Here is a 24,643-nt window from a genome sequence, read left to right as displayed (position 1 = left end):
CGGTCGTCCTTCCGGGGTTGCAATCGAAACACTAGGCATGGTTAATTGACACTGTCAAGTAACCGACATCCGCTAGGAGTCCCTTCATGCTCGACGGCTACGGCGCCGTTCTGACCCTGCGCGCAGCAGGCACCTCGCTCGTGATCGACACGGCGGGACGTGTGCCGCGCGTCCTGCATTGGGGGGCCGACCTCGGCCCGATGGATGACGCCGCCGCCGCCGCGCTGCGGGAGACCGGCGGTCCGGCCGTGCTGAACAACTCCCCGGACATCCCCCGCGCATTCAGCCTGTGGCCGACCGAGTTCGAGGGGTGGGCCGGCACCCCCGCGCAGGAGGGGCACGCCGCTGGGACGGCGACCACTCCGCGCCCGCGCACCGTCGCCGCCCGCTACGACGAGGACGGCGGCGACGGCGGCAGGATCGAGATCGAGCTGGCCGACGCCGTCACCGGTCTCCGGTCGACCATGGCCCTCGCCCTCGACCGATTCGGGGTGCTCTCCGTCGACGTCTCGGTCGTCCGCGATGTCGCCCTCGACGTGGCAGGGGCCGACATCCCGTACACGCTCGACGCGCTCCGGGTCCTGCTCCCCGTGCCGGAACGTGCCGTCGATGTGCTCGACTTCACCGGGAAGTGGTGCCGAGAGCGGGCGCCGCAGCGCGGCCCGCTCTTCTTCGGCAGCCACGTCCGCCGCGCTCATCGCGGCAAGCCGGGCCATGACGCCCCCTTCCTCGTCGTTGCAGGGACCGAGGACCTCGGCTTCGGCCGCGGAGAGGCGTGGGCCACCCACCTGGCCTGGAGCGGCGACGCCGAGTACGTGGTGGAGCGGCTCACCGAGGGTGCCGGTGCCTTCTCGGCGGTCCTCGGCGTGGGAGAGGGCCTCGGCCCGGGCGAGATCGCCCTGAGCGCAGGCGACCGGTACGTCGCGCCCACCGCGCTCTTCGTCTGGTCGGGCGCGGGGCTCGACGGCCTGTCCGATCGGCTCCATCAGAGGCTGCGGGCCCGTGCGTCGCATCCGCATTCGCCGCGTCCGCTCACCCTCAACTCGTGGGAGGCCGTCTACTTCGACCACGACCTGGAGCGGCTCACCGCTCTCGTGGACCGTGCCGCACGGGTGGGTGTAGAGCGCTTCGTCCTCGACGACGGCTGGTTCCACGACCGCCGGGACGCGAACGCCGGCCTCGGTGACTGGGTCGTCGACCGCACCGTCTGGCCCGAGGGGCTCCACCCGCTCGTCGCGCGGGTCCGGGAGCGCGGGATGCAGTTCGGGATCTGGTTCGAGCCCGAGATGGTCAACCTCGACTCCGATCTCGCCCGCGCGCATCCCGACTGGGTACTCGGACCGCGCGAGCTCGGTGCCGCGGCGCGCGACCAGTACGTACTCGACCTCACCCGTCCCGATGCCTACCAGCACGTGCTCGGGCAGATCAGCGCGATCGTCGAGGAGTACGCGGTCGACTACATCAAGTGGGACCACAACCGCGATCTCTCCGAGGCGGTGAGCGGCTACGCGGGCATCGACCGGCCCGCCGTGCACGATCAGACCCTTGCGCTGTACCGGATGCTGGACACGCTGCGCGAGCGCCACTCGCATCTCGAGATCGAGACCTGCTCGGGCGGTGGCGGCCGCGTCGACCTCGGCATCCTGCAGCGAACCGACCGGGTCTGGGCATCCGACTGCAATGACCCCGTCGAGCGCCTGCAGATCGAACGCTGGACGCGGATGCTGGTTCCGCCGGAACTCATCGGCTCACACCTCGGCGCGGAGCGGTCGCACACCACCTCCCGCCGCACCGACCTGTCGTTCCGTCTCATCGTCGCGCTCACGGCCCACGCCGGCATCGAATGGGATCTGCAGGAGGCCGGCGACGACGAGCTGGAGGTCATGGCGCGGTGGGGTGCGGTCTACCGGGAGCTGCGCGGCCTCATCCATTCCGGCCGGATCGTCAACGCCGACCTGGCCGACGACGCGACGGTGTTCACCGGGATCGTCGCCGGTGACGGCTCCCGCGCCGTCTTCACCTGGGCGCGGCTCGCGACCTCTGCGCCCGGCCAGTCCGGCCGCGTGCGCTTCCCGGGTCTCGACCCGGACGGCCGCTACCGCGTCCGTATCCGGGACGAGTTCGGTCCGGCCAGTCGCCACCAGAGCGCCGACCCGACCTGGATCACCGCCGCGCTCGACCCCGCCGGCACCGTCCTCCCCGGATCGGTCCTCGCGGTCGCGGGCGTCCCCCTGCCCACCCTCAATCCGCAACAGGCGATGCTGTTCGACCTGGTCCGGCTCTCCTGACAGCCGGGCACAGGTCGCGCACGCCCCAAACAGACGGCCCACCGCACCGACCGCTCCTCCCGCACCGACGCGTCAGTGTCTTGCGGGTCGGGGGCTCTTCAGAGAGGAAGAACATGACCCGCAAGACACGTGCGCGACGGAGCCTGCCGGCTCTCGTCGCTGCGGTCGCGGCGCTGGGACTGGTGGCGGCCGCCGCCGTTCCCGCCAGCGCGACTCCCACCCCCACCTCGACGCCCAGCGCGACCGCCGGTGCGACGTCCGCACCGAGCGGGGAGCCGACGGCCACGGCGACTCCCACGCCGAGCGCGGCGCAGACGACGGCCCCGACGGCGACGCCAAGCGCGGCACCGACCGCGGCACCGACCGCCGCGCCGAAGGCGTCTGCACCCACCGTGCCGACGCCCATCCCGCCGGCAGCGTCCACCGCCGACCCCTGGGCGCTCAAGCCGTATCTCGGCTGGAGCAGCTACAGCATGCAGGTCTACAGCGGGAACGGGAAGTGGATCACCGCTGACCAGCTCATCGCCCAGTCCGATGCGATGAAGGCCAAGCTCGGCAAGGCCGGCTACGACCGCATCAACGTGGACGCCGGCTGGAGCGACGGCGTGGACGCCAACGGCCGCCCCACTCCGAGCGCGACGCTGTACCCGCAGGGGTTGAAGAAGGTCATCGACCACGTGCACGCCAACGGTCAGAAGTTCGGCGTCTACCTCATCCCCGGCATCTCGATGGAGCTGTACGAGAAGGCCTACCCCATCGCCAACGCGCCCGGCTGCACCACGCACGACATCATGAAGCAGCCTCCGCAGCAGGCCGACTACTGGAAGATCGGCTACCGCATCGACTTCTCGAACCCGTGCTCGCAGAAGTACGTCGACTCGATCGCCGATGAACTGGCGGACCTGGGCGTCAACTTCGTCAAGTTCGACAGCGTCACCCCCGGCTCGGGCATCAGTGACGGGTCGGTGGACGCGCGCGATGACGTCGCCGCGTGGTCGAAGGCGCTCAAGAAGCACAACATCTGGTTCGAGCTCTCCTGGGCGCTCGATATCAACTACGCCGACTACTGGAAGCAGTACGCGAACGGCTGGCGCGTCGACTGGGACGTCGAGTGCTACTGCAACGGCGAAGCCCTGACCCAGTGGGAGAACATCAACCGGCTCTTCCCGCGGGCCGCGGACTGGTGGCGGCACGCAGGACCCGGCGGCTGGAACGACTTCGACTCCCTCGATGTCGGCAACGGGAAGATGGATGGACTCACGCCGGACGAGCGACGGACGGCCACCACGCTGTGGGCGATCTCGGCCGCGCCGATGTACACCGGCAACGACCTCACGAAGCTCGACCAGCTCGGGCTCGAACTGCTTACCAACCCGGAGGTCGTGGGTGTCGACCAGGCCGGCGTGCCTGCCCGGCCCGTTTCGACGACCGCGAAGCAGCAGGTCTGGTACGCGCTGAACGCCGACGGCAGCTACACGGTCGCGCTGTTCAATCTCGGCCGCGCCGAGTCGGATGTGACCGCGAAGTGGTCCGACATCGGGCTGAAGGGCTCGGCCACGGTCCGCGACCTGTGGGCGCGAAAGAACCTGGGCCGCGCGGACAACGCATTCACCGCGTCCGACGTGCCGATCCACGGCGTCCGGCTGCTCAAGGTGACGCCGGACCGGGGCGCAACGGTGACCGTCAACGACGACGCGCTCGGGATGAAGTACGGCGGCACCTGGACCCGCAACGGCGGGGCCGAGGTCGCCTCGACGTCGCAGCCGCTGACGGTGAACGTGACCGACACGGGCACGCCCGCGCCGTCCACATCCACGGGGCCGACGCGCACCACGAGCATCAACGACACCGACCCCGGTATCGCGTACTCCGGCCAATGGGGGTACAGCTCCGGCCGCAACCTCGGCGACTACCAGAACGACGTGCACTACGCCGAGCACCCCGGCAGCGACTCGTTCTCGTATACGTTCACCGGCACCGGAGTCTCGTACCTGACCGAGCTGGACTCCTCGGAGGGCGACGCGGACGTCTACATCGACGGCCAGCTGGTGAAGACGATCAGCGCCAACATCCCGAGCGCTTCGCACACCCCGCAGCAGACGGTGTTCACGACGAACGACCTCCCCAACGGGCAGCACACGCTGCGCGTGGTGATGAAGTCCGGCCAGTTCATGCTGATCGACCGGCTGGACGTGCTGCAGCCGAACCTGATCGACCCGTCCTCGGTGTCCTTCGACACCAAGGCGCCGGCCGCGGCGGCGTTCTCCGTGCTTCGCGACCCGGACGAGTTCACCGGGATCACCGCCAACGGGAAGACGCTCTCGAAAGGCTCCGACTACACCGTGTCCGGCTCGACCGTCACGCTCAGCACTGCGTACCTCGCAACGCTGCCCGTCGGCGCGACCACGCTGAACATCGGCTTCCGCGGAGACTACCTGGACGACATCCACTCGACGAAGGATGCGGGCGCCTCGGTCTCGTTCGCCTTCACGGGCACGGGTGTCGACTGGGTCTCGCCCACCGGCCCGGACCAGGGCGTCGTGGACGTGTACATCGACGGCAAGCGGGTCAAGCGCGTCGACACGCACAGCGATTCCCGCCGCACGCAGCAGAAGGTGTTCAGTACGTCCGGCCTCCGGAACGGCGAGCACACCTTCATGGCCGTCAAAGAGTCGGGCGATGTGATGCGTACCGACGCCGTTCGCTACACCGTACGGTGATCCACCGGGTGGGCCGGGCGCATCGCCCGGCCCACCCCTATTCTTTGGAGCGAAGCACATGAAGAACAGCCACGTCGGCATCGACCGTGCGCTCCTCGGTCGCGAGCCGCTGCCGACGCCGGACGACTACGACGACTTCTGGGCAGAGGCGCTGGATGACGCCCGCCGGCATCCCCTCGACCTCCGCCTCGACCGCGTCGACACAGGTCTCACCGAGATCGATGTCTTCGACGTGTCCTTCTCGGGGTCGGACGGGAGGCGGGTGCGTGGCTGGCTGCGGATGCCGCATCACCGCAGCGGTCCCGTGCCGGCCGTGGTGCACGCCAACGGCTACGGCGCAGGACGGCTGTCGCCGATCGACGATCTCACGTGGGCCGCCGCCGGCTTCGCCCAGTTGCTCGTGAGCACCCACGGGCAGGGCGGCGGCAGCACGGGCCACCTGCTGGACGGCATCCTGGACCCACCGAGCTCGTACTACCGCGGCGTCTTCGTCGACGCCGCGCGCGCCGTCGATGCGCTGCGCTCCCTCGACGAGGTGGATGCGACCACGGTCGCGGCGATCGGGAACAGCCAGGGAGGCGGGATCGCCCTCGGCGTCGGAGCGCTCGTCCCCGACCTCGTGGCTGTGCTCGCCCAGGCGCCCTTCCTGACCCACGCGCCGGACGGGGTGCGGCTCGCGGCGCAGGGCCCATGGCTGGAGCTCCGCGCGTACCTCGCGGAGCATCCCGACCGGGCCGCCGCGGTCGCGCGCACGCTCTCGTACGTGGACGGCGTCACCTCGGCCCGGCACGCGACTGCTCCCGGGTGGATCAGCGACGGGCTGGACGACGACATCTGCCCACCCGAGACCGCCCGCGCCGCGGCGGAGGCCTACGCAGGTCCCGTGAGCTTCCGGGAGTGGCCGGGGGCCGGACACGAGGCCGGGGGCACCGACGACCGGCGCGGCGCTCTGGCGGTGTTGCGCGAGCGGTTCGGTGTCGACCCCGCCGACGCGACCAGCGAAGGCTGACGCCCGGAGCCCCAGCCAGAAGCCCCAGCCCGAAGCCCCAACCCGAAGCCCGGGGGCGGCCGGATGCCGTCGTTCGCGCATGAAGGCGGCATCCGGCCGCTCCCGAGCTCCGGGATCAGTCGCCCAGGGCGGCTTCTACGGTGTGGTCACGCAGCGACGATGCGAGCATCTCCATCCCGGTGCCCGGCGTGAGCGGCGCGCGGTAGCGTCCGTTCTCGAGCCGGACGGGTGCGACGAAGTGCTCGTGCAGGTGCGTCGTGTACTCGATCATGCGGCCGTCCTGGCTGCCCGAGACGGCGACATAGTCGAACATCGCGAAATGCTGGACGGCCTCGCAGAGCCCCACTCCGCCGGCGTGCGGGCATACCGGAACGCCGAACTTCGCCGCGAGCAGCAGGATGGCGATGTTCTCGTTCACGCCGGCGACGCGGGTGGAATCGATCTGGACCACGGCGGCCGCCTCTGCCTGCAACAGCTGCTTGAACAGCACGCGGTTCATCCCGTGCTCGCCTGTGGCGATGGGCACCGGCGACACAGCGCGGGCGATCGCCGCGTGAGCCAGCACGTCGTCCGGGCTGGTCGGCTCCTCCACCCAGGCGAGGTCGAACGGTGCGAGGGCGCGGATCCACTCGATCGCCTGGTCGCGGTCCCAGCGCTGGTTGGCGTCGATCGCGATGCGCACGTCGGGACCCACGGTGTCGCGGGCGATGCCGAGACGCCGGATGTCGTCCTCCAGGCGGTCGCCCACCTTGAGCTTGATCTGGGTGAAGCCGTCATCGACGGCCTCGCGCGCGAGCCTGCGGAGCTTGTCGTCGGAGTACCCGAGCCAGCCCGGCGTCGTCGTGTATCCCGGGTAGCCGGAGGCCAGCAGTTCCGCCTCCCGGGCCGCTCGGCCCGGCTCGGCCGCGCGGAGCAGCGCCAGCGCGTCGTCACGTGACAGTGCGTCCGTCAGATAGCGGAAGTCGACCAGCGCGACCAGTTCCTCGGGGGACAGGCGCGACAGCAGCTGCCAGAGAGGCATCCCGGCGCGCTTGGCTTTCAGATCCCAGAACGCGTTCACCACCGCGCCGATCGCCATGTGCATGACGCCCTTCTCCGGGCCCAGCCAGCGCAGTTGCGAGTCGTAGACGAACTCACGCCAGAGGCCGCCGAGGTCGTCGAGCAGCGCTTCGACGTCACGGCCGACGACCCGCCGCGCCACCGTCTCGATGGCGGCGACCTGCACGTCGTTTCCGCGACCGATCGTGAAGACGAACGCGTGACCCTCGTGACCGTCTGCGGCGTCCGTGGTCACCCGCAGGTACGCCGCCGAGTAGTCGGGGTCGGGATTCATCGCGTCGGAGCCGTCGAGCGTCGCAGACGTCTCGAATCGCACATCCAGGGTCTCGAAGCCGGTGACGATGCTCACTCCGTTGTCCTTCCGTTCGGCTACCAATATCCTATTGGATATAGCTGCACTTCGGGGAATGAAAGAGCCCCGACCTCGCCGAGGCCGGGGCTCTCGGGTACGTCAGCCCGCCTGCTCGGCCTGTCGCAAGCTGGCCGAGATGCGGGCGTACGACTTGGTGATGTGATCGAGCATCGCCCTCTCGGCGGAAGCCGGCTTGCCGCTGCGCAACGCTTCGAGCACCGCCTCGTGCTCGCCCGAGGTCTCGTCGACCACGCCGTGCGTGAAGTAGATGCGGTACTGGTGCATGTGCGAGCGGAGGCGCCCGATCGCGTCGGCCAGCAGGTCGTTGCCCGAGTGCTCCGCGATCAGGCGATGGAACTCGGCGTCCTGGTTGGCGAAGTCCTTGTAGTCCTTGAATCGGTCCTCGCCCGTGTGCGCCGCCTGGCCGCTCCGGTGCATGGCCTCGCACAGGTCCTCGAGCTGCTGCAGAGTGTCTGCGTTCAGCTCGCCCGCTGCGTTGCGGGCGGCGTACGGCTCCAGCAGCCGCCGCATCTCGAACAGCTGGCGCAAGCCGTCGCTGTCGAGCAGGGGCGCGGCGGTGTAGCCCTTGAGCGCCTTCTTGACGACGAGCCCCTCCGACTCCAGGCGGGCAAGGGCCTCACGCACCGGCGTAGGCGAGACGTTGAGCTGCCGGGCGATGCCATCGATGCTGGCTCGGCTGCCCGGTTCGATCACCTGGTCCATGAGCAGACCGAGGACGGCGTCGTACACGTCGTCGGCCAGCGCGCGCCGGGCCGGCAGGAAGTGTTCCCCCGATTGGATGGTCATGTGCACATCCTAGGTCGGCTGCGGGTGGTCCGAGAGGATAGAGGATGCAGGATCTTCACGCCAGGAGCCCCTCCGCGGAGAGCTCATCCCACACCTCGTCCGGCACCGGAGAATCGGCCAGACGGGCGTTCCGTTCGATCTGCTCCGGGGTGTCCGCGCCGAGCACCACCGTCGACACTGCCCGGTGGCGCAGGGGGAACTGTACGGCGAGCTGGGGGACGGTCGCGCCGTGGCGCTCGGCGACGTCCGCGATCCGCTCGACGCGCTCGATGAGCTGGGGCGAGGACGCGGCGTACTCGAAGGTCGCGTCGGCCGCGGGCCGCTCGGTGGCCAGGATGCCCGAGTTGAAGACGGCGGCGACGGCGACGGAGACCCCCCGCTCCAGCGCAGCGGGCAGCAGGTCGCGTTCCGCGGACGGGTCGAGCAGTGTGTACCGGTTGGCGCACATCACGATGTCGAGGTCGGTCTCGCGGACGAAGCGGGTGAGCATCGCGGTCTGGTTCATCCCGGCCCCGTAGGAACGGATGACGCCCTGGGAGCGGAGTTCCTCCAGCGCGGGGAAGGCACCCTCCAGGGCCTCGCGCTCGAACTCGTCCGGGTCGTGCACGAAGAGCACGTCGATGCGGTCGACGCCGAGTCGATTGAGGGAGTCCTCGACCGAACGCAGCACGCCGTCGCGCGAGTAGTCGCGGCGTCGACGGCGCGTCGCCGGCACGTCGAACAGGTTGGCGATGTCGGTCTCGCCCGGCCGGTGATCCGGGTTCGGCTCAATGACACGGCCCACCTTCGTGGACAGGATGTACTCGTCGCGGGGGAGGTCGCGCAGTCCTGCGCCGAGGCGTTCCTCCGCGAGTCCCAGGCCGTAGTGCGGCGCGGAATCGAAGTAGCGGATGCCTGCCTCCGATGCCGCCGGCACGATCCGCGGCCAGATGTCCTCCGGCCGCGCGGAGAACAGGTTGCCCAGCGCGGCCGAGCCGTACCCGATGGGGCCGACGGCGAGGCCGCCGCGGCCGAACGGCCGAGTGCCACCCGGCATCAGGCGACCCGTCGATCGTCGACGGCGTCGAGGTCCCACTCGATGCCGAGCCCGGGCGCGGAGGGCGCCAGCCCGTACCCGTCGCCGATCGCCATCTCCGTCCGAGTCACCGCACGGAGCTGGGGGATGTGCTCCAGGTAAAGCGCATTCGGAACGGCGCAGCACAGCGACACGTGCAGCTCCATGAGGAAATGCGGTGCGATGGATACGTTGAAGGCCTCCGCAAGGTGCGCCACCTTGAGCCATGGCGTGATCCCGCCGACCCTGGCGACATCGGCCTGGATGATCGAGGCCGCGCCCGACTGCAGGTACTCGCGGAAATGCCCGACGGAGTAGATGGACTCGCCGACCGCCACCGGCACAGTGGTGGACTCCGCGAGGCGGCGGTGGCCGGCGACGTCCTCCGCCGGGAGCGGCTCCTCGAACCAGAAGATATCGAGTCGCTCGAACAACGCGGCACGGCGGATCGCCTCGGCGGCGGTCATCGACTGGTTGGCATCGACCATGATGTCCATCCTGTCCCCGACGGCCTCGCGCACAGCGAGTAGCCGTTCGTAGTCCTCGTGCGCACGCGCCTTGCCGACCTTGATCTTCACGCCGCCCAGACCCCGGGCCTGCGACTCGAGCGCCTGCGCGACGAGCTCGTCCGTGCTGAAGTGGAGCCAGCCGCCCTCGGTGTCGTAGAGCGGGATGCGCGGCTGCGCGCCACCAGCGGCGACCCACAGCGGGAGCCCGGCGGCCTTGCAGCGCGCGTCCCAGACCGCCGTGTCCACCGCCGCGAGGGCGAGCGACGTGATGAGGCCGACCGTCGTCGCCCGCGTGGACGAGAAGAGGGCGCGCCAGACGTCCTCAGGACGGCTGACATCCATCCCGACCAGGGCATCCAGCAGCGTCTCGCGCAGCAGGCAGAGCACCGCGGCGCCTCCCGTGCCGATCGTGTAGCTGTAGCCGATGCCCTCGACGCCGCCGGCGGTGCGCAGCCGCACGAAGATCGTCTCCTGCTTGAGGAAGGACTGCACCGCGTCGGTGCGGACCGTCTCGACCTCCAGGTCGCTCAGCCACGCCTCGGCGGAGACGATCGTGCCGTCGACGAAGGTGAGGACGGCAGGCGGTGCGAGGCTCATGGTTCTCTGCTTTCTGGTGTGTGCACGGGTCAGCGTCCGCCGAAGCCGCCGAGGGCGACTCCCTTGACCAGCTGGCGCTGAAGGACGGCGACGATGACGAGCGAGGGGATGATCGCGATGGTCGAGGCGGCCATCAGGAGGCTCCACTGGGTGCCGTGTTCTCCGGTGAACATGGAGAGGCCCAGCGGAACGGTCGCCAGCTCCTGGCTGTTGATGATGATCAGCGGCCAGAGGTACGAGTTGTAGTAGCCGACGAACGAGAACACGCCGAGGACCGAGATCGGAGCGGTCAGCTGTGGCAGCAGCACCGACCACAGCGTCCGGAAGCGCGAGGCGCCGTCGATCAGCGCGGCCTCCTCGAACTCGATGGGGATCGTCAGGAAGAACTGCCGCAGCAGGAAGGTGCCGAACGCGGTGAACGCGAACGGGATGATCAGTGCCGCGTACGTGTCGACCAGCCCCAGCTGGTTCATCATGATGAACAGCGGGACGACGAGCACCTCCTGCGGCAGCACGAGGGTGAGCACGTAGAGCAGGAAGAGCTGGTCGCGGTACTTGAAGCGCAGCCGCGAGAAGGCGTACGCCGAGAGCACGGCCACGATGACCGACAGCAGCGCACCGCAGATCGCGACGAAGAAGCCGTTGAAGATGAAGCGTCCGAACGGCACGAGCGTCCAGGCGTCGACGAAGTTCGACCACTTCACCTCCGAGCCGATGAACGTCGGCTTCGGCGAGAACACCTCGGACTCGGGCTTGAGCGCCGAGAAGAACATCCAGATGAACGGGAAGGTGAACAGCAGCGCCACGGCCGCTATCGCCGCGGTGTTCAGCCAGGTCTTGGCGAGGACGGCGCGCTGCGCCGGGCGCAGGCGGTGGCGGGTCCGGTCGAGCGTCTCACTTGTCATAGTTGACCCACCTCTTCTGGCCGGCGAACTGCAGGGCGGTGATCAGCATCACGACGATGAACAGCATCCAGGCGAGCGCGGAGGCGTAGCCGAGCCGGTCGAAGACGAAGCCGTTCCGGTACAGGTACAGCACGAAGGTGTTCGTCGCCTCGCCCGGGCCTCCCTGGGTCAGGATCTGCGGCTGCACGAACACCTGGAAGGCGCCGATCATCGTCATCGTCATCGTGAAGAACAGCGAGGGGGAGATCATCGGGAGGATGATCGACCGCAGCCGCTGCCAGGCGTTGGTGCCGTCCATCCTGGCCGCTTCGAGGATCTCCTTCGGGATGCCGCCGAGCCCTGCCGACAGCACGATCACGTTGTAGCCGAAGGACTGCCAGACGGACATCGCGATCACGGACGCCAGCGCGAAGCGGGAGTCGGAGAGCCAGCTCGGCCCGTCGATCCCGATGCCGGCGAGGGCCGAGTTGACCAGGCCGTCGTCGCTGAGGAGCAGGCGCCAGACGAGGGCGTTCGCCACCATCGGCGTGATGGCCGGCAGGAAGAAGACCACCCGCCAGAAGCCCGCGAACTTGATGCGGGTGTTCAGCCACAGGGAGACGGCGAGGGCGAGCACGAGGTTCAGGGCCGTGTAGACGAAGGCGAAGATCACCGTGTTGAGCAGCACGGTGTAGAAGGTGGGGTCGCTGAACAGCTTCTGGTAGTTGGCAAGCCCGAGGAACGTCGGCGATCCGAAGAGAGGCCACTCGAACAGGCTGATCACCAGCGAGCCGATCAACGGCACCACGATGAAGAAGAGGAACCCGGCGAGTCCGGGCCACAGGTAGGCCAGGGCCGTCCAGCCGTCGCCGCGGCGCTTGCGGCCTCCCTGGCGCGGGGGAGTGGGGTGCGGCACGCCGAATGGGCGCGTCGGGGGCGCGGCGGGCGCCGCCGTCTCGTCAGAGACGACGACGCCCGTGATCAGCGGCGAGGTCATGCGCTACTGTCCCACCGAGTTCTGGATCGTGTTCAGCACGTCCTTGGCGGTCTTGTCACCCCGGTAACCTTCGACGCCGTACTGGGTGAACAGGGTCTCCACCTGGTTCCAGGTGGGGGTGGTGATCTGCGCCGTCGCGTTCTTCAGCAGGGCCTGCACCGCGGCGTAGGCCTCGGGGGACTTGCCCTCGGCCCAGGCGGACTGGGCGTCGGCCCGCGAGGGGACGATGCCGCGCTTCTCGGCCTGGCCCTTGAGCACGCTGGAGTCGGTCATGGCCATGATCGCCTTGAAGGCGCCGTCCGGGTCCTTGCAGTTCTTGGCGATGCCGAAGCCCGAGCCCGCGGTCATGCCGTGCGCCTCGCCGGAGGTACTCGGGACGATCGTGACGCCCATCGTGAACTTCGCGGCTTCGGCAAAGGTGCCGTACATCCACGGGCCCTCGATCAGCATGTCGACCGCGCCGCTGGTGAAGGCGGACTGCGAGACATCCGAGCCGTCTGCTGCCTCGGGCGCCTTGGCGATGCCCTCCTTGCCGACCAGGTCGAAGTACGACTGCACCTCGTCGACCAGCTTGGAGTTGGTCAGGTCGAGCTTGGAGTCCTTCACCGCTTGCGCGCCGTCGGCGATCGCCCAGGCGTTCGGGATGAAGAAGCCGGGTGCGATGGCGAGCGCCTTGTGGTCTCCCGTCGTCAGCTTCTTCGCGTCGGCGAGGAACTGTTCGCGGGAGTAGGTGGTGCTGGGGGCCTGCAGTCCGGCTTTCGCGAAGTTGTCCGCGTTGTAGTAGAGGACGATCGGCTCCGCGTCGTAGGGGATGGCGCGGATGGTGCCGTCGACCGTCATGCCCTTGAGCATCGACTCATCGAATGCCGAGGTGTCCAGCTTGTGCTTCTTGATCAGGTCGTCCAGCGGCATGAGCAGGCCCGACAACTCCTGGGCGCGCGCCGCCTGCGTGGTCAGCAGGCACGGCGGGTTGGAGCCGCTCAGGCGGGTCTTCACTTTCGTCCAGTAATCGTTGAAGCTGGGTCCCTCGATCTTCACGTCGAGAGTCGGATCGACCTTCTTGCCGAGGTCGATGAACGCCTGCCACTGGTCGCGGTCGCTCTGACTGCTGACCCAGGTGTACATGCTGATCGGGCCGCCCTTGGCGTCTCCGCCGCCGCCGGCGCAGCCGGCCAGTGCGGTGAGAGCGCCGGTGATCAGGATTGCGGTGCCGATCCGGGCCGCCTTGCGCTTGCTTCGTGATGTCACGTGCTGTGCCTCCTCCATTGGATTCACGCGGTTCGGGTGATGCAGATCCTATAGGGTCTACGATATAGGCTCTGCCCGGGAGCTTAGGGCTGGGAGTCCGCGCCGTCAAGCAAAATCGATCGCGATCACGTCGATCGGTGCCCCGGACGGCTGCGGGGCCGGGATGCGCAGTTCGCCCAGGGGGTCGACGCCGGGCGCCTGCTGCTCGTGCACCTCCAGGTTCACCTCGTACGGCAGCTCCGCGTCGGTGGCCAGGAGCCGCACGCTGGTGACCCGGCCGACAGGGATGCCGCGCACCACGAGCTGCTCGATGGGGCGCGAGACGAGGTGCAGGTAGAGGGTCCCCGGGCGGGCGGTCGACGGGCCGTAGTAGTCGACGCCGACCGTGGGGGAGACGCCGATGACGCTGTCGGAGTGCCGATCCATCCACACCCCGATCTCTTCCAGAGTGCGCACCTGCGACTCGTTGAGGCTGCCATCGCCCTTCGGGCCGATGTTCAGCAGGAGGTTTCCTCCGCGGCTCGCGACCTCGATCAGCGTGGTGATGAGCGACGTGGTGCTCTTACTCTTGGTGTCGCCGGGACGCCACGCCCACATCTGCCCGATCGTCATGCAGAGCTCCCATGGTCCGTCCGGCGGGGTCACCGGGAAGCCCTGCTCCGGCGTCTCGTAGTCGCCCTGGCCGAGCAGACGGTCGTTGATGACGACGTCCGGCTGCAGGGACTTGATGTGTGCGCGGAGGCCGGCGCTGTCCCACTCCTCCTCCGACCGCTCCCACTCGCCGTCGAACCAGAGCAGATCGATCGTGCCGTAGTTCGTCAGCAGTTCGGTCAGCTGTCCGCGCAGGTACCGCTGGTAGCGCTGCCACTGTTCCGGAGTCGGGCGACGATGCCGGTCCTCGGCCACCGGGGTGCCGGCGTTGGCGGGATCGCCCGCCATGGGCCAGTGCTCGAGCGGGTACGGTCGGTCCTCCATCCGGAACGCCGGGTAGTCGGGGTGGTTCCAGTCGGGCAGGCTGTAGTAGATGCCGACCCGGATCCCTTCGGCGCGGATCGCCTCGACGAACTCGCGGGTGATGTCGCGACCGAACGGCGAGTGCTCGATGCCGAAGCTCGAGTGCTCCGTGTGGAACATGGAATAGCCCGCGTGATGGCGAGCAGTGAACACGACATAGCGCGCGCCCGCGCGCTTGGCGAGGCGGGCCAGAGCCACAGCATCCCACTCGACCGGGTCGAAGGTCGCGGCGGTCGATTGGTACTGCTCGACGCTCACGCTGTCCTCGACGCCGTCGGAACCGGGGATGATGGAACGACCGACCAGCGGCCAGGAGATCTCGATACCCTGCTGGCTGGCGTGGTCCCAGTGAACGAACAGGCCGAAGCCGGCTCCGATGAACCATTCGCCACCGGGGAGCCGGAAGTCGGTGGGCCGGACGAACGAGGCGGGTGCTGCGTCGAGCGCGGTGATCACGGAAACTCTCCTTCGAGTCTTTCAGCGTGGATGCTATTGCCTATAGGATATGGATCCAGGATGCGGAGCACAATCGCACCCGGCTGATCCATTCGATGACGAAGGAGACCTCCAGCGTGGCCATGTTCACAGACGACCCCGTCCGCCCCGAGAACTACCGCCGGTTCGAGCGAGAGACTCCCGCCTGGTTCACCGACGCCAAGCTCGGGATCTTCGTGCACTGGGGTCCGTACTCCGTCCCGGCCTGGGCGGAGCCGATCGGCGAGCTGGGCACCATCGAGAAGCAGTACTGGTTCGCGCACAACCCGTACGCCGAGTGGTACTTCAACACCATCCGGATCGCGGGCAGCCCGGCCGCCGAGCACCAGCGCGAGGTCTACGGAGGCGCGCCCTACGACGACTTCCTCGATCAGTGGGACCCGGCGGAGTTCGACCCCGACGTCTTCATGGAGCTCGTGAAGAGCACGGGGGCGCGCTACTTCGTCCCGACCACTAAGCACCACGACGGAGTGACCCTGTGGGATGCGCCCGGCACGGACGGCCGCAACACCGTCGCCCGGGGCCCGCACCGCGACCTGGTCGGCGACTTCGAGCGCGCCGCGCGCAAGGCGGGTATCCGCTTCGGCGTGTACTACTCGGGAGGCCTCGACTGGCACTTCGCCGACCTCGAGCCCATCACCGACGACGGCCAGGCCTTCCGCCGGCCCGTCGACGCCGGGTACGCCGAGTACGCCCACGGCCACGTGGCCGACCTCATCGACCGCTACCGGCCCGACATCCTGTGGGGGGACATCGAATGGCCGGACGCGGGGAAGCCCAGCGGACCCTTCAGCATGGAGAGCCTGTTCGAGAAGTTCTACGACGCTGTGCCCGACGGGGTCTCCAACGACCGCTGGGGCGAGACGCACTGGGACTTCCGGACGAGCGAATACCAGAACGGCACGAATGTCGAGGGCGCGGGTGCGTGGGAGAACTGCCGGGGCATCGGATACTCGTTCGGCTACAACGCCGAAGAGGATGAGCGTCACCTGCTGGGCGGGCCGGATGCCGTCGCCTCGTTCGTCGACATCGTCTCCCGCGGCGGCAACCTGCTCCTCAACGTGGGGCTGACTGCGCGCGGCACCGTTCCCGACCTGCAGCGGCGCACGCTCGAGCACCTGGCGGCATGGAACGCGGTGAACGGCGACGCCGTCTTCGGCTCGCGGCCGCTGGACGCGTCCATCGCCGGGTCCTCGGAGGAACCCTGGGTCCGGTGGACGCGGACGGATGGCGTCGCAAACGCGTTCGTCCACGCCACGGGGCCGGTTCGCATCGCCCGGGTCTCGGACGCGGTACGGGAAGGCACGGCACGGCTCGCCGACGGCACACCCACGGCCGTCGTGCGTGACGGCGACGCGTTGACACTGACGCTGCCCGAGCCCTCTGTCGCGGGCCCGACGCTCGTCCGCTTCGACCTCGCCGGCGCATGACCGTCGACGCCCACCTGCACCTGTGGGACCTCGAGCGGGGCACCTACTCCTGGCTGACCGACGCCGTCGCGCCGATCAACCGCACGTTCACGTTCGCGGAAGCCGAGCCCCAACTGCGTGACGCTGGTGTGGACCGGGTGGTGCTGGTCCAGGCGGCGGGCACCACGGAGGACTCCGCCGCGATGTTCGCCGTTGCTGCACAGCACCCGATGGTCGCAGGCGTGGTCGCGTGGGTCGACCTCCGCGATCCGGAGCGGGTCGGGGACGCGCTGGACGCCTGGGCCGCCGCAGGACCGCTGGTCGGCATCCGGCATCTCATCCACGACGAGGCGGACCCCGACTGGCTGGGCCAGCCCGCCGTTCACCGCTCCCTCACTGTTCTGGCCTCTCGCGGGCTCGCCTACGACGTGATCGGCGTGCTGCCGCGCCACCTGGAGCACGCGGTGGCGGTCGCGGACGCCGTGCCCGAGCTGCGATTGGTGGTCGACCACCTCGGGACCCCGCCGGTCGGCGAGGACCCGGGCGAGTGGGGACGGCTCATCGACGAGCTGGGCCGGCGGCCCAACGTGTTCGTGAAGCTGTCGGGACTGACGACGCTGGGCCCGTCCGGGCGAGCCGCCGCCGCGGACCTCCGGCCGTACACCGACCGAGCGCTCGCCGCCTTCTCCCCGTCGCGGATGCTCTACGGCGGCGACTGGCCCGTCTCGACCCTGGCGACCTCCTACGCGGAGACCGTCGCCGTCACCGCGGAGCTGCTCGCGGGCCTCAGCCCCGACGAGCGTGCCGACGTGCTCGACGGCACCGCCGTCCGCGCCTACCGCCTGCGCTGACCGCGCAGGAAATTCGGTCGCGCAGCCTTCGGTTCTCCTGCGGTACTGCTCGCCGCCGTCGAGGCGTGAGGGGTGCCGCGGGTTGCCGCGCTGCAGCCCCCGAGATTTGCGCCAAATCGTGGGAAACGGCGACCCATAACCGCGATTTGGCGCAAATCTTCGTCCCGCGGACGGGTTAGGCGTCCTGGTGGGTGGCGGCGGGGTGGAGGGGGTGGAGGCGGGTGAGTTGGGTGACGTGTGCGGGGGTGAGTTCGGCGAGCGAGTTGACTTGGAGGAGTTTCATGGTGCGGGTCAGTTGGTCGGTGAGGAGGTGGATGGTGCGGTCGACGCCGGCGCGGCCTCCGGCCATGAGTCCGTAGAGGTAGGCGCGGCCGATGAGGGTGAATTTGGCGCCGAGGGCGTAGGCGGCGATGATGTCGGCGCCGTTCATGATGCCGGTGTCGATCGCGACCTCGGTGTGGTGCCCGACTTCGCGGTCCACGTCGGGGAGGAGGTGGAACGGGATGGGTGCCCGGTCCAGTTGCCGGCCGCCGTGGTTGGAGAGCACGATCCCATCCACCCCGTGATCGACGAGAGTCTTCGCGTCCTCGACGGTCTGCACACCCTTGATCACGAGTTTCCCCGGCCACATGTCCCGGATGATCTTCAGGTCGTCGTAGTCGATCGAGGGGTCCATGGCGGCGTTCAGCAGGTCACCGACCGTGCCACCGGTGGCGGACAGGGACGCGAACTCCAGTTTCGGGGTGGTCAGGAAGTCGTACCACCACCACGGCCGGGGGATCGCGTTCAGGATCGTGCCGAGGGTGAGCTGGGGCGGGATGGAGAACCCGTTCCTCTTATCCCGCAACCGGGCACCCGCGACCGGGGTGTCGACGGTGAAGAACAGGGTGTCGAACCCCGCAGCCGCAGCCCGCTCCACCAGCCCGTAGCTGATCTCCCGCTGCCGCATCACATACAGCTGGAACCAGTTCCGCCCGGACGGGTTCGCCGCCTTCACGTTCTCGATCGAGGTCGTGCCCAGCGTGGAGAGGGTGAACGGGATCCCCGCTGCCCCGGCCGCACCGGCACCCGCGGTCTCGCCCTCGGTCTGCATCAGGCGGGTGAACCCGGTCGGCGCGATCCCGAACGGCAGCGCTGACGGTCCACCCCAAATCGTGCACGACGTATCCACCGCGGACACGTCCCGCAGGATCGAGGGGTGGAACTCCACATCCTGGAACGCCTGCCGCGCCCGCGCTAACGACAGTTCGCCCTCGGCCGCGCCCTCCGTGTAGTCGAACGCCGCCTTCGGGGTGCGCCGGCGGGCGATCCGCGCCAGGTCCTCGATCGTCAGCGCCGACTCCAGTCGCCGCTTCTTCAGGTTCAGTTCCGGCTTCTTGAACTGCATGAGCTCCAGCAACTCGGCCGGCTTGGGCATCTGACGATTCACCATCCGGGGTCTCACCTCCGCGGGCGCAGGGAGTACATGCCGCCGTCGACGGGCAGGATGACACCGTTGCTCGAACCGGACGACGGCGACGCGAGGTACGCCACAGCTTCGGCGACCTCCTGCGGACGCACGAGGCGACCGCTCGGCTGGCGTGCCTCGAGGGCGGCGCGCTCCGCGTCCGGATCGGCGGCCGAGTCGAGCAGCCGGCCCACCCACGGGGTGTCCGCGGTACCGGGTGCCACCGCGTTCACGCGGATTCCGAGCGGGAGGCAGTCGGCGGCGATGGCGAGGGTCATCGCTGAGATCGCCCCCTTCGAGGCTGAATAGAGCACGCGTTGCGGGAGGCCCGCCCACGCGGCGATCGAACTCGTCAGCACCACCGCGGGGGCCGGAGACTCCCGCAGGTGCGGCATGGCATGGCGGACCGTCCGAGCGGAGCCGATGACGTTCACGTTGAGCACGCGCATCCACTCGTCGTCGTCGTTGGCCTCGACATCGCCTTGGGCGCCGATGCCCGCGTTTGCGATCACCACGTCCAGGCGGCCGGCGTGTGCGATGACCTCTGCGATGGCCTCCCGGACGCTCGCATCGTCGCCGATGTCGCAGCGGATTCCCGTGTGGGGAGCCGCCACGGTGTCGGGCGCCAGGTCGAGGGCGAACACGCGGGCGCCCTGCGCAGCCAGTTCGTCCGCGATCGCCTTGCCGAGCCCGGACGCGCCGCCGGTGACGGCGGCGACGAGACCATCGAAGTGCGACATCCTTGTCTCCTTATGTTGCCTGGTGCGGTGTGGTGCGGTCAGGATGCGGGCCGGACCGTGGAGCGCTGGACGCCCAGCCCGTCGATCTCGACCTCGACGATGTCGCCCGCTGCGAGGTAGGGGAACCGGCCGGAGAGACCGACGCCCTCCGGCGTCCCGGTGTTGATCAGGTCGCCCGGTTCCAGCACGGTGAACTGGCTCAACCGGTAGACGATCTCCGCGACGCCGAAGATGAGGTCGCTGGTGGACGAGTCCTGTCGCGGTTCGCCGTTGACCCGGGAGCGGATGCTCAGCCCCGAGCCGTCACCGATCTCGGCGGTGGGTACCAGCCACGGCCCCAGCGGGTTGAACGTCTCGAAGCTCTTCCCCTTGCTCCACTGCCCGAGCGACCGCTGCAACTGGTACTCGCGCTCCGAGACGTCGTTCGCGACCGCGAAACCGGCGACGTGCTTCAGCGCCTCCTCCGGCGAGTCGAGGTACCGGGCCCTGGTGCCGATGACGGCAGCGAGCTCGACCTCCCAGTCGGTCGTCGTCGAGCCTGGCGGCAGGAGGATGTCGTCCTCGGGGCCGACGACCGTGTTGGGATGCTTGTAGAAGACGACGATGTCGCTGGGTGGCTCGGCACCGGACTCGCGGGCATGCGCCGCGTAGTTCATCCCGATGCAGATCACGGCCTGCGGCCGGGCGATGGGGGCGCCGATCCGAAGGCCCGCGACGTCGAGCTCCGGGAGCTCTCCCGCAGCGGCCGCCGCAGTGGCGCGGGCGAGCCCGTCCGAGGCGAGGAATGCGCCGTCGATGTCGGCCGTCAGCGGGCGGAGGTCCCAGGTGGTGCTGCCGTCGCTGACAGCGGGTAGCTCGGCTCCTCGCTCGCCAAGGCGCATGAATCGCATCGAGGGTCCCTTCGCTCGCATTTCGCCTGCGAGCCTATTACTATTTCCTATAGGAATTCAACCAAGCACAATGGGAGCTGCCGCATGCGAGTCGCCCTTCACTCCGTCCTCCGCGAGGGTCACGAAGCAGCGTACGACGTCGCTCACGCCGCCATCCCTCACGAGCTGGTCGAGTCGTTCGAGCGCGTAGGCATCCACGACTGGCAGATCTGGCGGAGCGGCCTCCACCTCTTCCACGTGGTCGAGTGCGACGATTTCGCCGCCGCGATGCGCGCCCTCGACGACGACCCGGCCAACCAGCGCTGGCAGCGGTCGATCAACCGCCATGTCGACCATTTCGTCACGACCGGCCCGGGCGCCGACGGCATGGTGCTGCCGCAGGTGTGGACCCTCACGGCCCAGCGCGCCGCGCCGTGATCCCGGTCCGCGTGCCTATGAGGCTTTCCGTCGCGAGACCTGGTTGAGGGCGTGCCGCAGGTGGGCATCGAGAACGCGCGCCTGGTCGGCGCTGACCTCGGGATCGTCCCCACGGCGCTCTGAGCCGTCGCAGCGGGATCCGTCCCCGATGAAGTGGATGGACATGCGGCCGTCCGACAGCACCGGGTGGCGTTCGCCGCAACTGAGGCATTCCTGGAACGAGAACAGTGCTGCCATGTCTCCCACGGTAGAACCGGCGTGTTTCGAGCCCGTTGCGACGACAATGCGCGATGAATCTCCGTCGGCGAAGAGGCGGGTGTTCCCTGTCGCCGTGACTGCGACACGCCGAACGGATCTCGGCTCGCGCCGGCCGCGGGCCCTCTGATCCGACGCGGCCACCACCTCGCGACCTCACAAGCACTGCCGGGTGAAGCCACGGAATGGGCGGCTGACCTGCGACAAAATGCCGATCCTGCGAGGAGTCTCCCGGCGGATCCGAGACCCGGGATGTCGGTGGCTGGCCCTAGTCTTGGGGGCAGCGAGAAAAAACTCCCAAAACACAACATGTAGTGGAATGACAATCGTGTCATTAGGGTTATATAGTGGGTGAACACCGCGGAAACGCGGATCACCAAGACTTCTAGGGGAGGCCATCATGGACTACGAAAACGACAGCGTTGGCGGCTACTCGGTTCCCGTCGACCCCATGGACCTGCTGCAGTGCGACAGCTGCCAGTAAGGCGCTAGCACCGAGCACGAAGACCCCGGAGGCCACTGGCCTCCGGGGTCTTCTGTCGTCCGGGGGTCTGCCCGGGGCGGTCGTTAGAATCGTCGGGTGCCAGTGAATCCAGAACTGCAGGGGCGGGAGTTTCCGCCGACCCGGCCCTACCTGGTGGGGCGCGAGAAGGTGCGCGAGTTCGCGCGGGCCGTCTTCGCGACCGACCCGATCAACTTCGACGTAGAGGCTGCGCGCTCAGCGGGCCACCCCGACCTCGTCGCTCCGCCGACGTTCCCGGTCGTGGTGCAGGAGTCGACGCTCGCCCAATTGCTCGCTGAGCCGGACTCGGGGATCGACTTCAGCCGGGTCGTCCACGGTGACCAGCGCTTCACGTTCAGCCGCCCGGTGTTCGCCGGGGATGAGCTGACGGCGACCCTCCGTGTCAGCTCGGTGAAGTCCCTCGGCGGCCACTCGATGGTGACGGCCGAGTCGACGATCGTCGACGCGGACGGTGCCCACGTGGTGACCGCGACATCCACCCTGGTCGTGCGAGGAGACGAGTGATGGCACCCGCAGATGACGCCCCCGGCCTCACGCCGGACTTCGACGCGTTGAGCGTCGGAGACATCGTCGCCGAGCGCTCGTACGAACTCAGCCGCGACTCTCTCGTGCGCTACGCGGGCGCGTCAGGCGATTTCAACCCGATCCACTACCGCGACGACATCGCCACCTCGGTCGGCCTGCCGGGCGTGATCGCCCACGGGATGCTCACCATGGGCCTCGCCGTCCAGCCCGTCGTGGAGTGGGCCGGCGACCCTGCGCTCGTCGGCGACTACCAGGTGCGGTTCACCCGCCCGGTGGTCGTCGACCCGTCCGATGGAGCGACCGTGACGGTCTCGGCGAAGGTGGGTCAGCTGGACCCGGAGGCTCGCGTGGCCCGCATCGATCTGACGACCACCTTCGGTGGCGAGACGGTGCTGGGCAAGGCGCAGGTGCGCGTCCGTTTCGCATGACCGACCCCATTCCGGCTCTCGCCGAGCTCACCACGATCCGCGTCGGCGGCGTACCCGCCGACTTCGTGACGGCGGAGGACCGCGACGCGCTGATCGAGGCCGTCCTGGATGCGCGTGCCATCGGCGAGGACTGGTTGCTGCTCGGCGGCGGGTCCAACACGGTCGCGAGCGACGAGGGTTTCGATGGCACGGTGATCCACGTCCGAACGCGGGGCGTGGAGCGGCTGCCCGCCGACGACGGCCGGGTGCGTATCCGCGTGCAGGCCGGGGAGCCCTGGGATGAGCTCGTCGCTTTCACGGTCCGCAACGGCTGGTCGGGCATCGAGGCGCTGTCCGGCATCCCCGGCTCGACCGGCGCGGCTCCGGTGCAGAACATCGGCGCGTACGGCCAGGAGCTGGAGTCCGCCCTCCTCGGTGTCGAGTTCCTCGATGACGCATCCGGCGACGTCGTGTACCTGACGCGGGACGAGTTGGGGCTCGAGTACCGGACGTCCGTGCTGAAGCGGGGCCGGCGCGGCGTCGTGCTGTCGGTCGACCTCGAGCTCACCGACGGAGCCGCTCCGGCCGACGGGTTCGCGCCGATGAGCGCTCCGGTGGCGTACTCGCAGCTCGCCGACGCCCTCGGCGTGCCGCTCGGCGCGCGGGTCCCGGTCGCGGAACTCCGGCGCGCTGTGCTCGGCCTGCGCTCGTCCAAGGGCATGGTGCTGGATCCTGCCGACCCCGACTCCGTCAGTTCTGGTTCTTTCTTCACCAACCCGATCGTGTCCGAGAGCTTTGCTCGGTCACTGCCGGCAGATGCCCCGCGCTGGCCGCAGCAGCCGCCGGAGCCGGACATCGTGATCGGGATCCCGGAGGGCGGCGTACATCCGCTGGACGTTCCGCCCCTGGCCGCCGACGAGTACACGGTGAAGCTCAGCGCAGCCTGGCTCATCGAGAATGCGGGCATCCGTCGAGGTTTCGCTCTGCCCGGCTCCGGCGCCGCGATCTCGTCGAAGCACACGCTGGCCATCGTGAATCGCGGAGGAGCCACGGCCGCGGACGTCGTGCAGCTCGCCGACTTCATCCAGTCGCGGGTGCAGTCCGAGTTCGGCGTCGTGCTGCACGCGGAGCCCGTTCTGGTCGGCTTCTCCTCTGAGGGTTCGTAGGAAAACCGTAGTGAGGCTGACATGCGGCGGAGTCTGAGCGTATTCTCACGATCGACTCCATAGGCTCTACCCGCCACGGCGCATTCGCGCCGAATCGGAGCGAAGGGGACACCATGGGATTCCTTGACCGCCTGCTGGGACGCGAGGAACCGCGTTCGAACGGCTCTCAGACGAACGGTGCCGCCTACCCGCCGCCGGGTGCCGCGTCGCAGGGCGGTTCCCCCTACCCGCCGGCCCCCAACAGCGCCAGCGGGACCGGACAGCCCCGCAGCGAGGACGAGATCGCCGTCGAGCGTTACCGCTACCTGCTGCGGACGGCTCCTCCCGAGACGATCGAGCAGGTGCACGAGGAGGCCTTCGCCAAGCTCTCGCACGACCAGCGCCGCCTGCTGTTCCAGCAGCTGAGCGAGGCCGCGCCGGCCGGAGAGCAGCCGCGTGGGGATGACCCGCGCTCTCTCGCGCAGTCCGCCACGAGGTCGGAGCTTCGCCAGCCGGGAACTCTCGAGCGCGCGCTCGGCGGGGGACGTGCCCCAGGCGGCGGCGCGGGCTACGGCCGAATGGGCTTCGGCGGCGTGTTCGCCGGCTCGCTTCTCGGAAGCGTCGCCGGCTACGTGGTCGGATCGGCCCTGGTCGGCGCCTTCCTGCCGTCGCCGGGGGACAACCAGGCGGACGGCAGCGGCGACAACCAGAATGGCGATCAGAACGACAACCAGAACAGCGACAACCAGAACGACGGCGGCTCCGGCGACCAGGGCGGGGACGCCGGCGGCGGAAACGACGCGGGCGGCTCCACGGAGGCGGCGGGCTGGGATGGCGGCGGCGACACGTCCGGCGGCGACGCCGGCGGCTGGGGCGGCGGCGACTTCGGTGGCGGTGACAGCGGAGGCGGCGGAGACTGGGGCGGTTTCGGCGGCGGAGATTTCGGTGGCGGCGACTTCGGCGGTGGGGGCGACTTCATCTGACACCCGGTGGGCCCGCGT

At 69.1% G+C, this 24,643-nt stretch carries 22 protein-coding genes; 10 read left to right on the top strand and 12 right to left on the bottom strand.

The window, feature by feature from the left end:
• Positions 1 to 86 precede the first annotated feature (86 nt).
• The 3 genes from P3F85_RS13100 to P3F85_RS13090 all read left to right on the top strand — a co-directional run bounded on the left by P3F85_RS13100 (position 87) and on the right by P3F85_RS13090 (position 6,017).
• Positions 87 to 2,288 (top strand): alpha-galactosidase, encoded by a 2,202-nt coding sequence (locus tag P3F85_RS13100; RefSeq protein ID WP_374008124.1) that lies wholly within the window; start codon positions 87 to 89, stop codon positions 2,286 to 2,288.
• Positions 2,289 to 2,401: 113 nt separating this feature from the next.
• Positions 2,402 to 5,008 (top strand): X2-like carbohydrate binding domain-containing protein, encoded by a 2,607-nt coding sequence (locus tag P3F85_RS13095; RefSeq protein ID WP_374008122.1) that lies wholly within the window; start codon positions 2,402 to 2,404, stop codon positions 5,006 to 5,008.
• Between the two features lie 58 nt (positions 5,009 to 5,066).
• Positions 5,067 to 6,017: an acetylxylan esterase gene (locus tag P3F85_RS13090; protein ID WP_374008120.1), complete on the top strand. Its 951-nt coding sequence runs from the start codon at positions 5,067 to 5,069 to the stop codon at positions 6,015 to 6,017.
• A gap of 115 nt (positions 6,018 to 6,132) precedes the next feature.
• Here the strand turns inward: P3F85_RS13090 and P3F85_RS13085 are convergent, their stop codons facing one another.
• From P3F85_RS13085 to P3F85_RS13050, 8 genes are all read right to left on the bottom strand, one after another.
• Complete coding sequence (locus P3F85_RS13085) at positions 6,133 to 7,425, bottom strand: enolase C-terminal domain-like protein (RefSeq protein ID WP_374008119.1); 1,293 nt, start codon at positions 7,423 to 7,425, stop codon at positions 6,133 to 6,135.
• Positions 7,426 to 7,527: 102 nt separating this feature from the next.
• Positions 7,528 to 8,235, bottom strand: coding sequence for a GntR family transcriptional regulator (locus tag P3F85_RS13080; RefSeq protein WP_374008117.1), 708 nt, complete (start codon positions 8,233 to 8,235; stop codon positions 7,528 to 7,530).
• A 55-nt stretch (positions 8,236 to 8,290) separates the two neighbouring features.
• Positions 8,291 to 9,271 carry an aldo/keto reductase gene (locus tag P3F85_RS13075; protein WP_374008115.1) on the bottom strand — a complete coding sequence of 327 codons (981 nt, stop codon included), beginning with the start codon at positions 9,269 to 9,271 and terminating at the stop codon, positions 8,291 to 8,293.
• Positions 9,271 to 10,395, bottom strand: a complete 1,125-nt coding sequence (locus P3F85_RS13070) for a mandelate racemase/muconate lactonizing enzyme family protein (protein WP_374008113.1) — start codon at positions 10,393 to 10,395, stop codon at positions 9,271 to 9,273. Before P3F85_RS13070 ends, P3F85_RS13075 begins: the two co-directional genes overlap by 1 nt.
• Before the next feature lie 29 nt (positions 10,396 to 10,424).
• Positions 10,425 to 11,300 (bottom strand): carbohydrate ABC transporter permease, encoded by an 876-nt coding sequence (locus P3F85_RS13065; protein WP_374008112.1) that lies wholly within the window; start codon positions 11,298 to 11,300, stop codon positions 10,425 to 10,427.
• Positions 11,290 to 12,276, bottom strand: coding sequence for a carbohydrate ABC transporter permease (locus tag P3F85_RS13060; protein WP_374008110.1), 987 nt, complete (start codon positions 12,274 to 12,276; stop codon positions 11,290 to 11,292). Before P3F85_RS13060 ends, P3F85_RS13065 begins: the two co-directional genes overlap by 11 nt.
• Before the next feature lie 3 nt (positions 12,277 to 12,279).
• The gene (locus tag P3F85_RS13055) at positions 12,280 to 13,524 is read right to left on the bottom strand and encodes an ABC transporter substrate-binding protein (protein WP_374008108.1); all 1,245 of its coding nucleotides are present in this window, start codon (positions 13,522 to 13,524) and stop codon (positions 12,280 to 12,282) included.
• A 105-nt stretch (positions 13,525 to 13,629) separates the two neighbouring features.
• The gene (locus P3F85_RS13050; protein ID WP_374008106.1) at positions 13,630 to 14,994 is read right to left on the bottom strand and encodes an alpha-L-fucosidase; all 1,365 of its coding nucleotides are present in this window, start codon (positions 14,992 to 14,994) and stop codon (positions 13,630 to 13,632) included.
• Between the two features lie 122 nt (positions 14,995 to 15,116).
• Here P3F85_RS13050 and P3F85_RS13045 point away from each other — a divergent pair, with 122 nt between their 5' ends.
• Positions 15,117 to 16,463, top strand: coding sequence for an alpha-L-fucosidase (locus P3F85_RS13045; protein WP_374010936.1), 1,347 nt, complete (start codon positions 15,117 to 15,119; stop codon positions 16,461 to 16,463).
• Positions 16,460 to 17,293, top strand: coding sequence for an amidohydrolase (locus P3F85_RS13040; RefSeq protein ID WP_374008104.1), 834 nt, complete (start codon positions 16,460 to 16,462; stop codon positions 17,291 to 17,293). Before P3F85_RS13045 ends, P3F85_RS13040 begins: the two co-directional genes overlap by 4 nt.
• Before the next feature lie 175 nt (positions 17,294 to 17,468).
• Here P3F85_RS13040 and P3F85_RS13035 read toward each other — a convergent pair whose 3' ends face one another.
• The 3 genes from P3F85_RS13035 to P3F85_RS13025 are packed head-to-tail and all read right to left on the bottom strand — an operon-like array spanning position 17,469 to position 20,370.
• Entirely contained in the window at positions 17,469 to 18,725 is a 1,257-nt protein-coding gene (locus tag P3F85_RS13035; RefSeq protein ID WP_374008102.1) for an alpha-hydroxy-acid oxidizing protein, read from the bottom strand.
• A gap of 8 nt (positions 18,726 to 18,733) precedes the next feature.
• Positions 18,734 to 19,480: an SDR family NAD(P)-dependent oxidoreductase gene (locus tag P3F85_RS13030; protein WP_374008100.1), complete on the bottom strand. Its 747-nt coding sequence runs from the start codon at positions 19,478 to 19,480 to the stop codon at positions 18,734 to 18,736.
• A gap of 38 nt (positions 19,481 to 19,518) precedes the next feature.
• A complete protein-coding gene (locus tag P3F85_RS13025; protein WP_374008098.1) occupies positions 19,519 to 20,370 on the bottom strand; it encodes a fumarylacetoacetate hydrolase family protein in 852 nt (283 codons plus the stop codon).
• An 84-nt stretch (positions 20,371 to 20,454) separates the two neighbouring features.
• On the opposite strand from P3F85_RS13025, the gene P3F85_RS13020 reads away from it, so the two are divergent.
• Complete coding sequence (locus P3F85_RS13020) at positions 20,455 to 20,787, top strand: L-rhamnose mutarotase (RefSeq protein ID WP_374008096.1); 333 nt, start codon at positions 20,455 to 20,457, stop codon at positions 20,785 to 20,787.
• A 15-nt stretch (positions 20,788 to 20,802) separates the two neighbouring features.
• On the opposite strand, the gene P3F85_RS13015 is transcribed toward P3F85_RS13020, so the two are convergent.
• Entirely contained in the window at positions 20,803 to 21,024 is a 222-nt protein-coding gene (locus P3F85_RS13015; protein ID WP_374008094.1) for a hypothetical protein, read from the bottom strand.
• Between the two features lie 598 nt (positions 21,025 to 21,622).
• On the opposite strand from P3F85_RS13015, the gene P3F85_RS13010 reads away from it, so the two are divergent.
• The 4 genes from P3F85_RS13010 to P3F85_RS12995 all read left to right on the top strand — a co-directional run bounded on the left by P3F85_RS13010 (position 21,623) and on the right by P3F85_RS12995 (position 24,625).
• The gene (locus P3F85_RS13010) at positions 21,623 to 22,069 is read left to right on the top strand and encodes a MaoC family dehydratase N-terminal domain-containing protein (protein ID WP_374008092.1); all 447 of its coding nucleotides are present in this window, start codon (positions 21,623 to 21,625) and stop codon (positions 22,067 to 22,069) included.
• Positions 22,069 to 22,518 (top strand): MaoC family dehydratase, encoded by a 450-nt coding sequence (locus tag P3F85_RS13005; RefSeq protein ID WP_374008090.1) that lies wholly within the window; start codon positions 22,069 to 22,071, stop codon positions 22,516 to 22,518. Before P3F85_RS13010 ends, P3F85_RS13005 begins: the two co-directional genes overlap by 1 nt.
• Positions 22,515 to 23,663, top strand: coding sequence for a UDP-N-acetylmuramate dehydrogenase (locus P3F85_RS13000; RefSeq protein ID WP_374008088.1), 1,149 nt, complete (start codon positions 22,515 to 22,517; stop codon positions 23,661 to 23,663). The genes P3F85_RS13005 and P3F85_RS13000 overlap by 4 nt, the downstream gene beginning before the upstream one ends.
• A gap of 113 nt (positions 23,664 to 23,776) precedes the next feature.
• A complete protein-coding gene (locus tag P3F85_RS12995; RefSeq protein WP_374008086.1) occupies positions 23,777 to 24,625 on the top strand; it encodes a hypothetical protein in 849 nt (282 codons plus the stop codon).
• The last annotated feature ends 18 nt before the right edge of the window (positions 24,626 to 24,643 follow it).

Source organism: Leifsonia sp. T36S-04, assembly GCF_042465655.1.
GTDB lineage: Bacteria > Actinomycetota > Actinomycetes > Actinomycetales > Microbacteriaceae > Leifsonia.
The sequence above is the reverse complement of the archived record's forward strand: the minus strand, read 5'-3'. Positions and strand labels throughout refer to the sequence as shown.

Bases quoted from the DNA above. Each gene is read 5' to 3' on its own strand.
- P3F85_RS13025 (WP_374008098.1), bottom strand. From the start codon at position 20,370: ATGCGATTCATGCGCCTTGGCGAGCGAGGAGCCGAGCTACCCGCTGTC.
- P3F85_RS13045 (WP_374010936.1), top strand. From the start codon at position 15,117: ATGTTCACAGACGACCCCGTCCGCCCCGAGAACTACCGCCGGTTCGAG.
- P3F85_RS13065 (WP_374008112.1), bottom strand. From the start codon at position 11,300: ATGACAAGTGAGACGCTCGACCGGACCCGCCACCGCCTGCGCCCGGCG.
- P3F85_RS13040 (WP_374008104.1), top strand. From the start codon at position 16,460: ATGACCGTCGACGCCCACCTGCACCTGTGGGACCTCGAGCGGGGCACC.
- P3F85_RS13060 (WP_374008110.1), bottom strand. From the start codon at position 12,276: ATGACCTCGCCGCTGATCACGGGCGTCGTCGTCTCTGACGAGACGGCG.
- P3F85_RS12995 (WP_374008086.1), top strand. From the start codon at position 23,777: ATGGGATTCCTTGACCGCCTGCTGGGACGCGAGGAACCGCGTTCGAAC.
- P3F85_RS13035 (WP_374008102.1), bottom strand. From the start codon at position 18,725: ATGGTGAATCGTCAGATGCCCAAGCCGGCCGAGTTGCTGGAGCTCATG.
- P3F85_RS13090 (WP_374008120.1), top strand. From the start codon at position 5,067: ATGAAGAACAGCCACGTCGGCATCGACCGTGCGCTCCTCGGTCGCGAG.
- P3F85_RS13080 (WP_374008117.1), bottom strand. From the start codon at position 8,235: ATGACCATCCAATCGGGGGAACACTTCCTGCCGGCCCGGCGCGCGCTG.
- P3F85_RS13020 (WP_374008096.1), top strand. From the start codon at position 20,455: ATGCGAGTCGCCCTTCACTCCGTCCTCCGCGAGGGTCACGAAGCAGCG.
- P3F85_RS13005 (WP_374008090.1), top strand. From the start codon at position 22,069: ATGGCACCCGCAGATGACGCCCCCGGCCTCACGCCGGACTTCGACGCG.
- P3F85_RS13100 (WP_374008124.1), top strand. From the start codon at position 87: ATGCTCGACGGCTACGGCGCCGTTCTGACCCTGCGCGCAGCAGGCACC.
- P3F85_RS13075 (WP_374008115.1), bottom strand. From the start codon at position 9,271: ATGCCGGGTGGCACTCGGCCGTTCGGCCGCGGCGGCCTCGCCGTCGGC.
- P3F85_RS13015 (WP_374008094.1), bottom strand. From the start codon at position 21,024: ATGGCAGCACTGTTCTCGTTCCAGGAATGCCTCAGTTGCGGCGAACGC.
- P3F85_RS13030 (WP_374008100.1), bottom strand. From the start codon at position 19,480: ATGTCGCACTTCGATGGTCTCGTCGCCGCCGTCACCGGCGGCGCGTCC.
- P3F85_RS13070 (WP_374008113.1), bottom strand. From the start codon at position 10,395: ATGAGCCTCGCACCGCCTGCCGTCCTCACCTTCGTCGACGGCACGATC.
- P3F85_RS13095 (WP_374008122.1), top strand. From the start codon at position 2,402: ATGACCCGCAAGACACGTGCGCGACGGAGCCTGCCGGCTCTCGTCGCT.
- P3F85_RS13000 (WP_374008088.1), top strand. From the start codon at position 22,515: ATGACCGACCCCATTCCGGCTCTCGCCGAGCTCACCACGATCCGCGTC.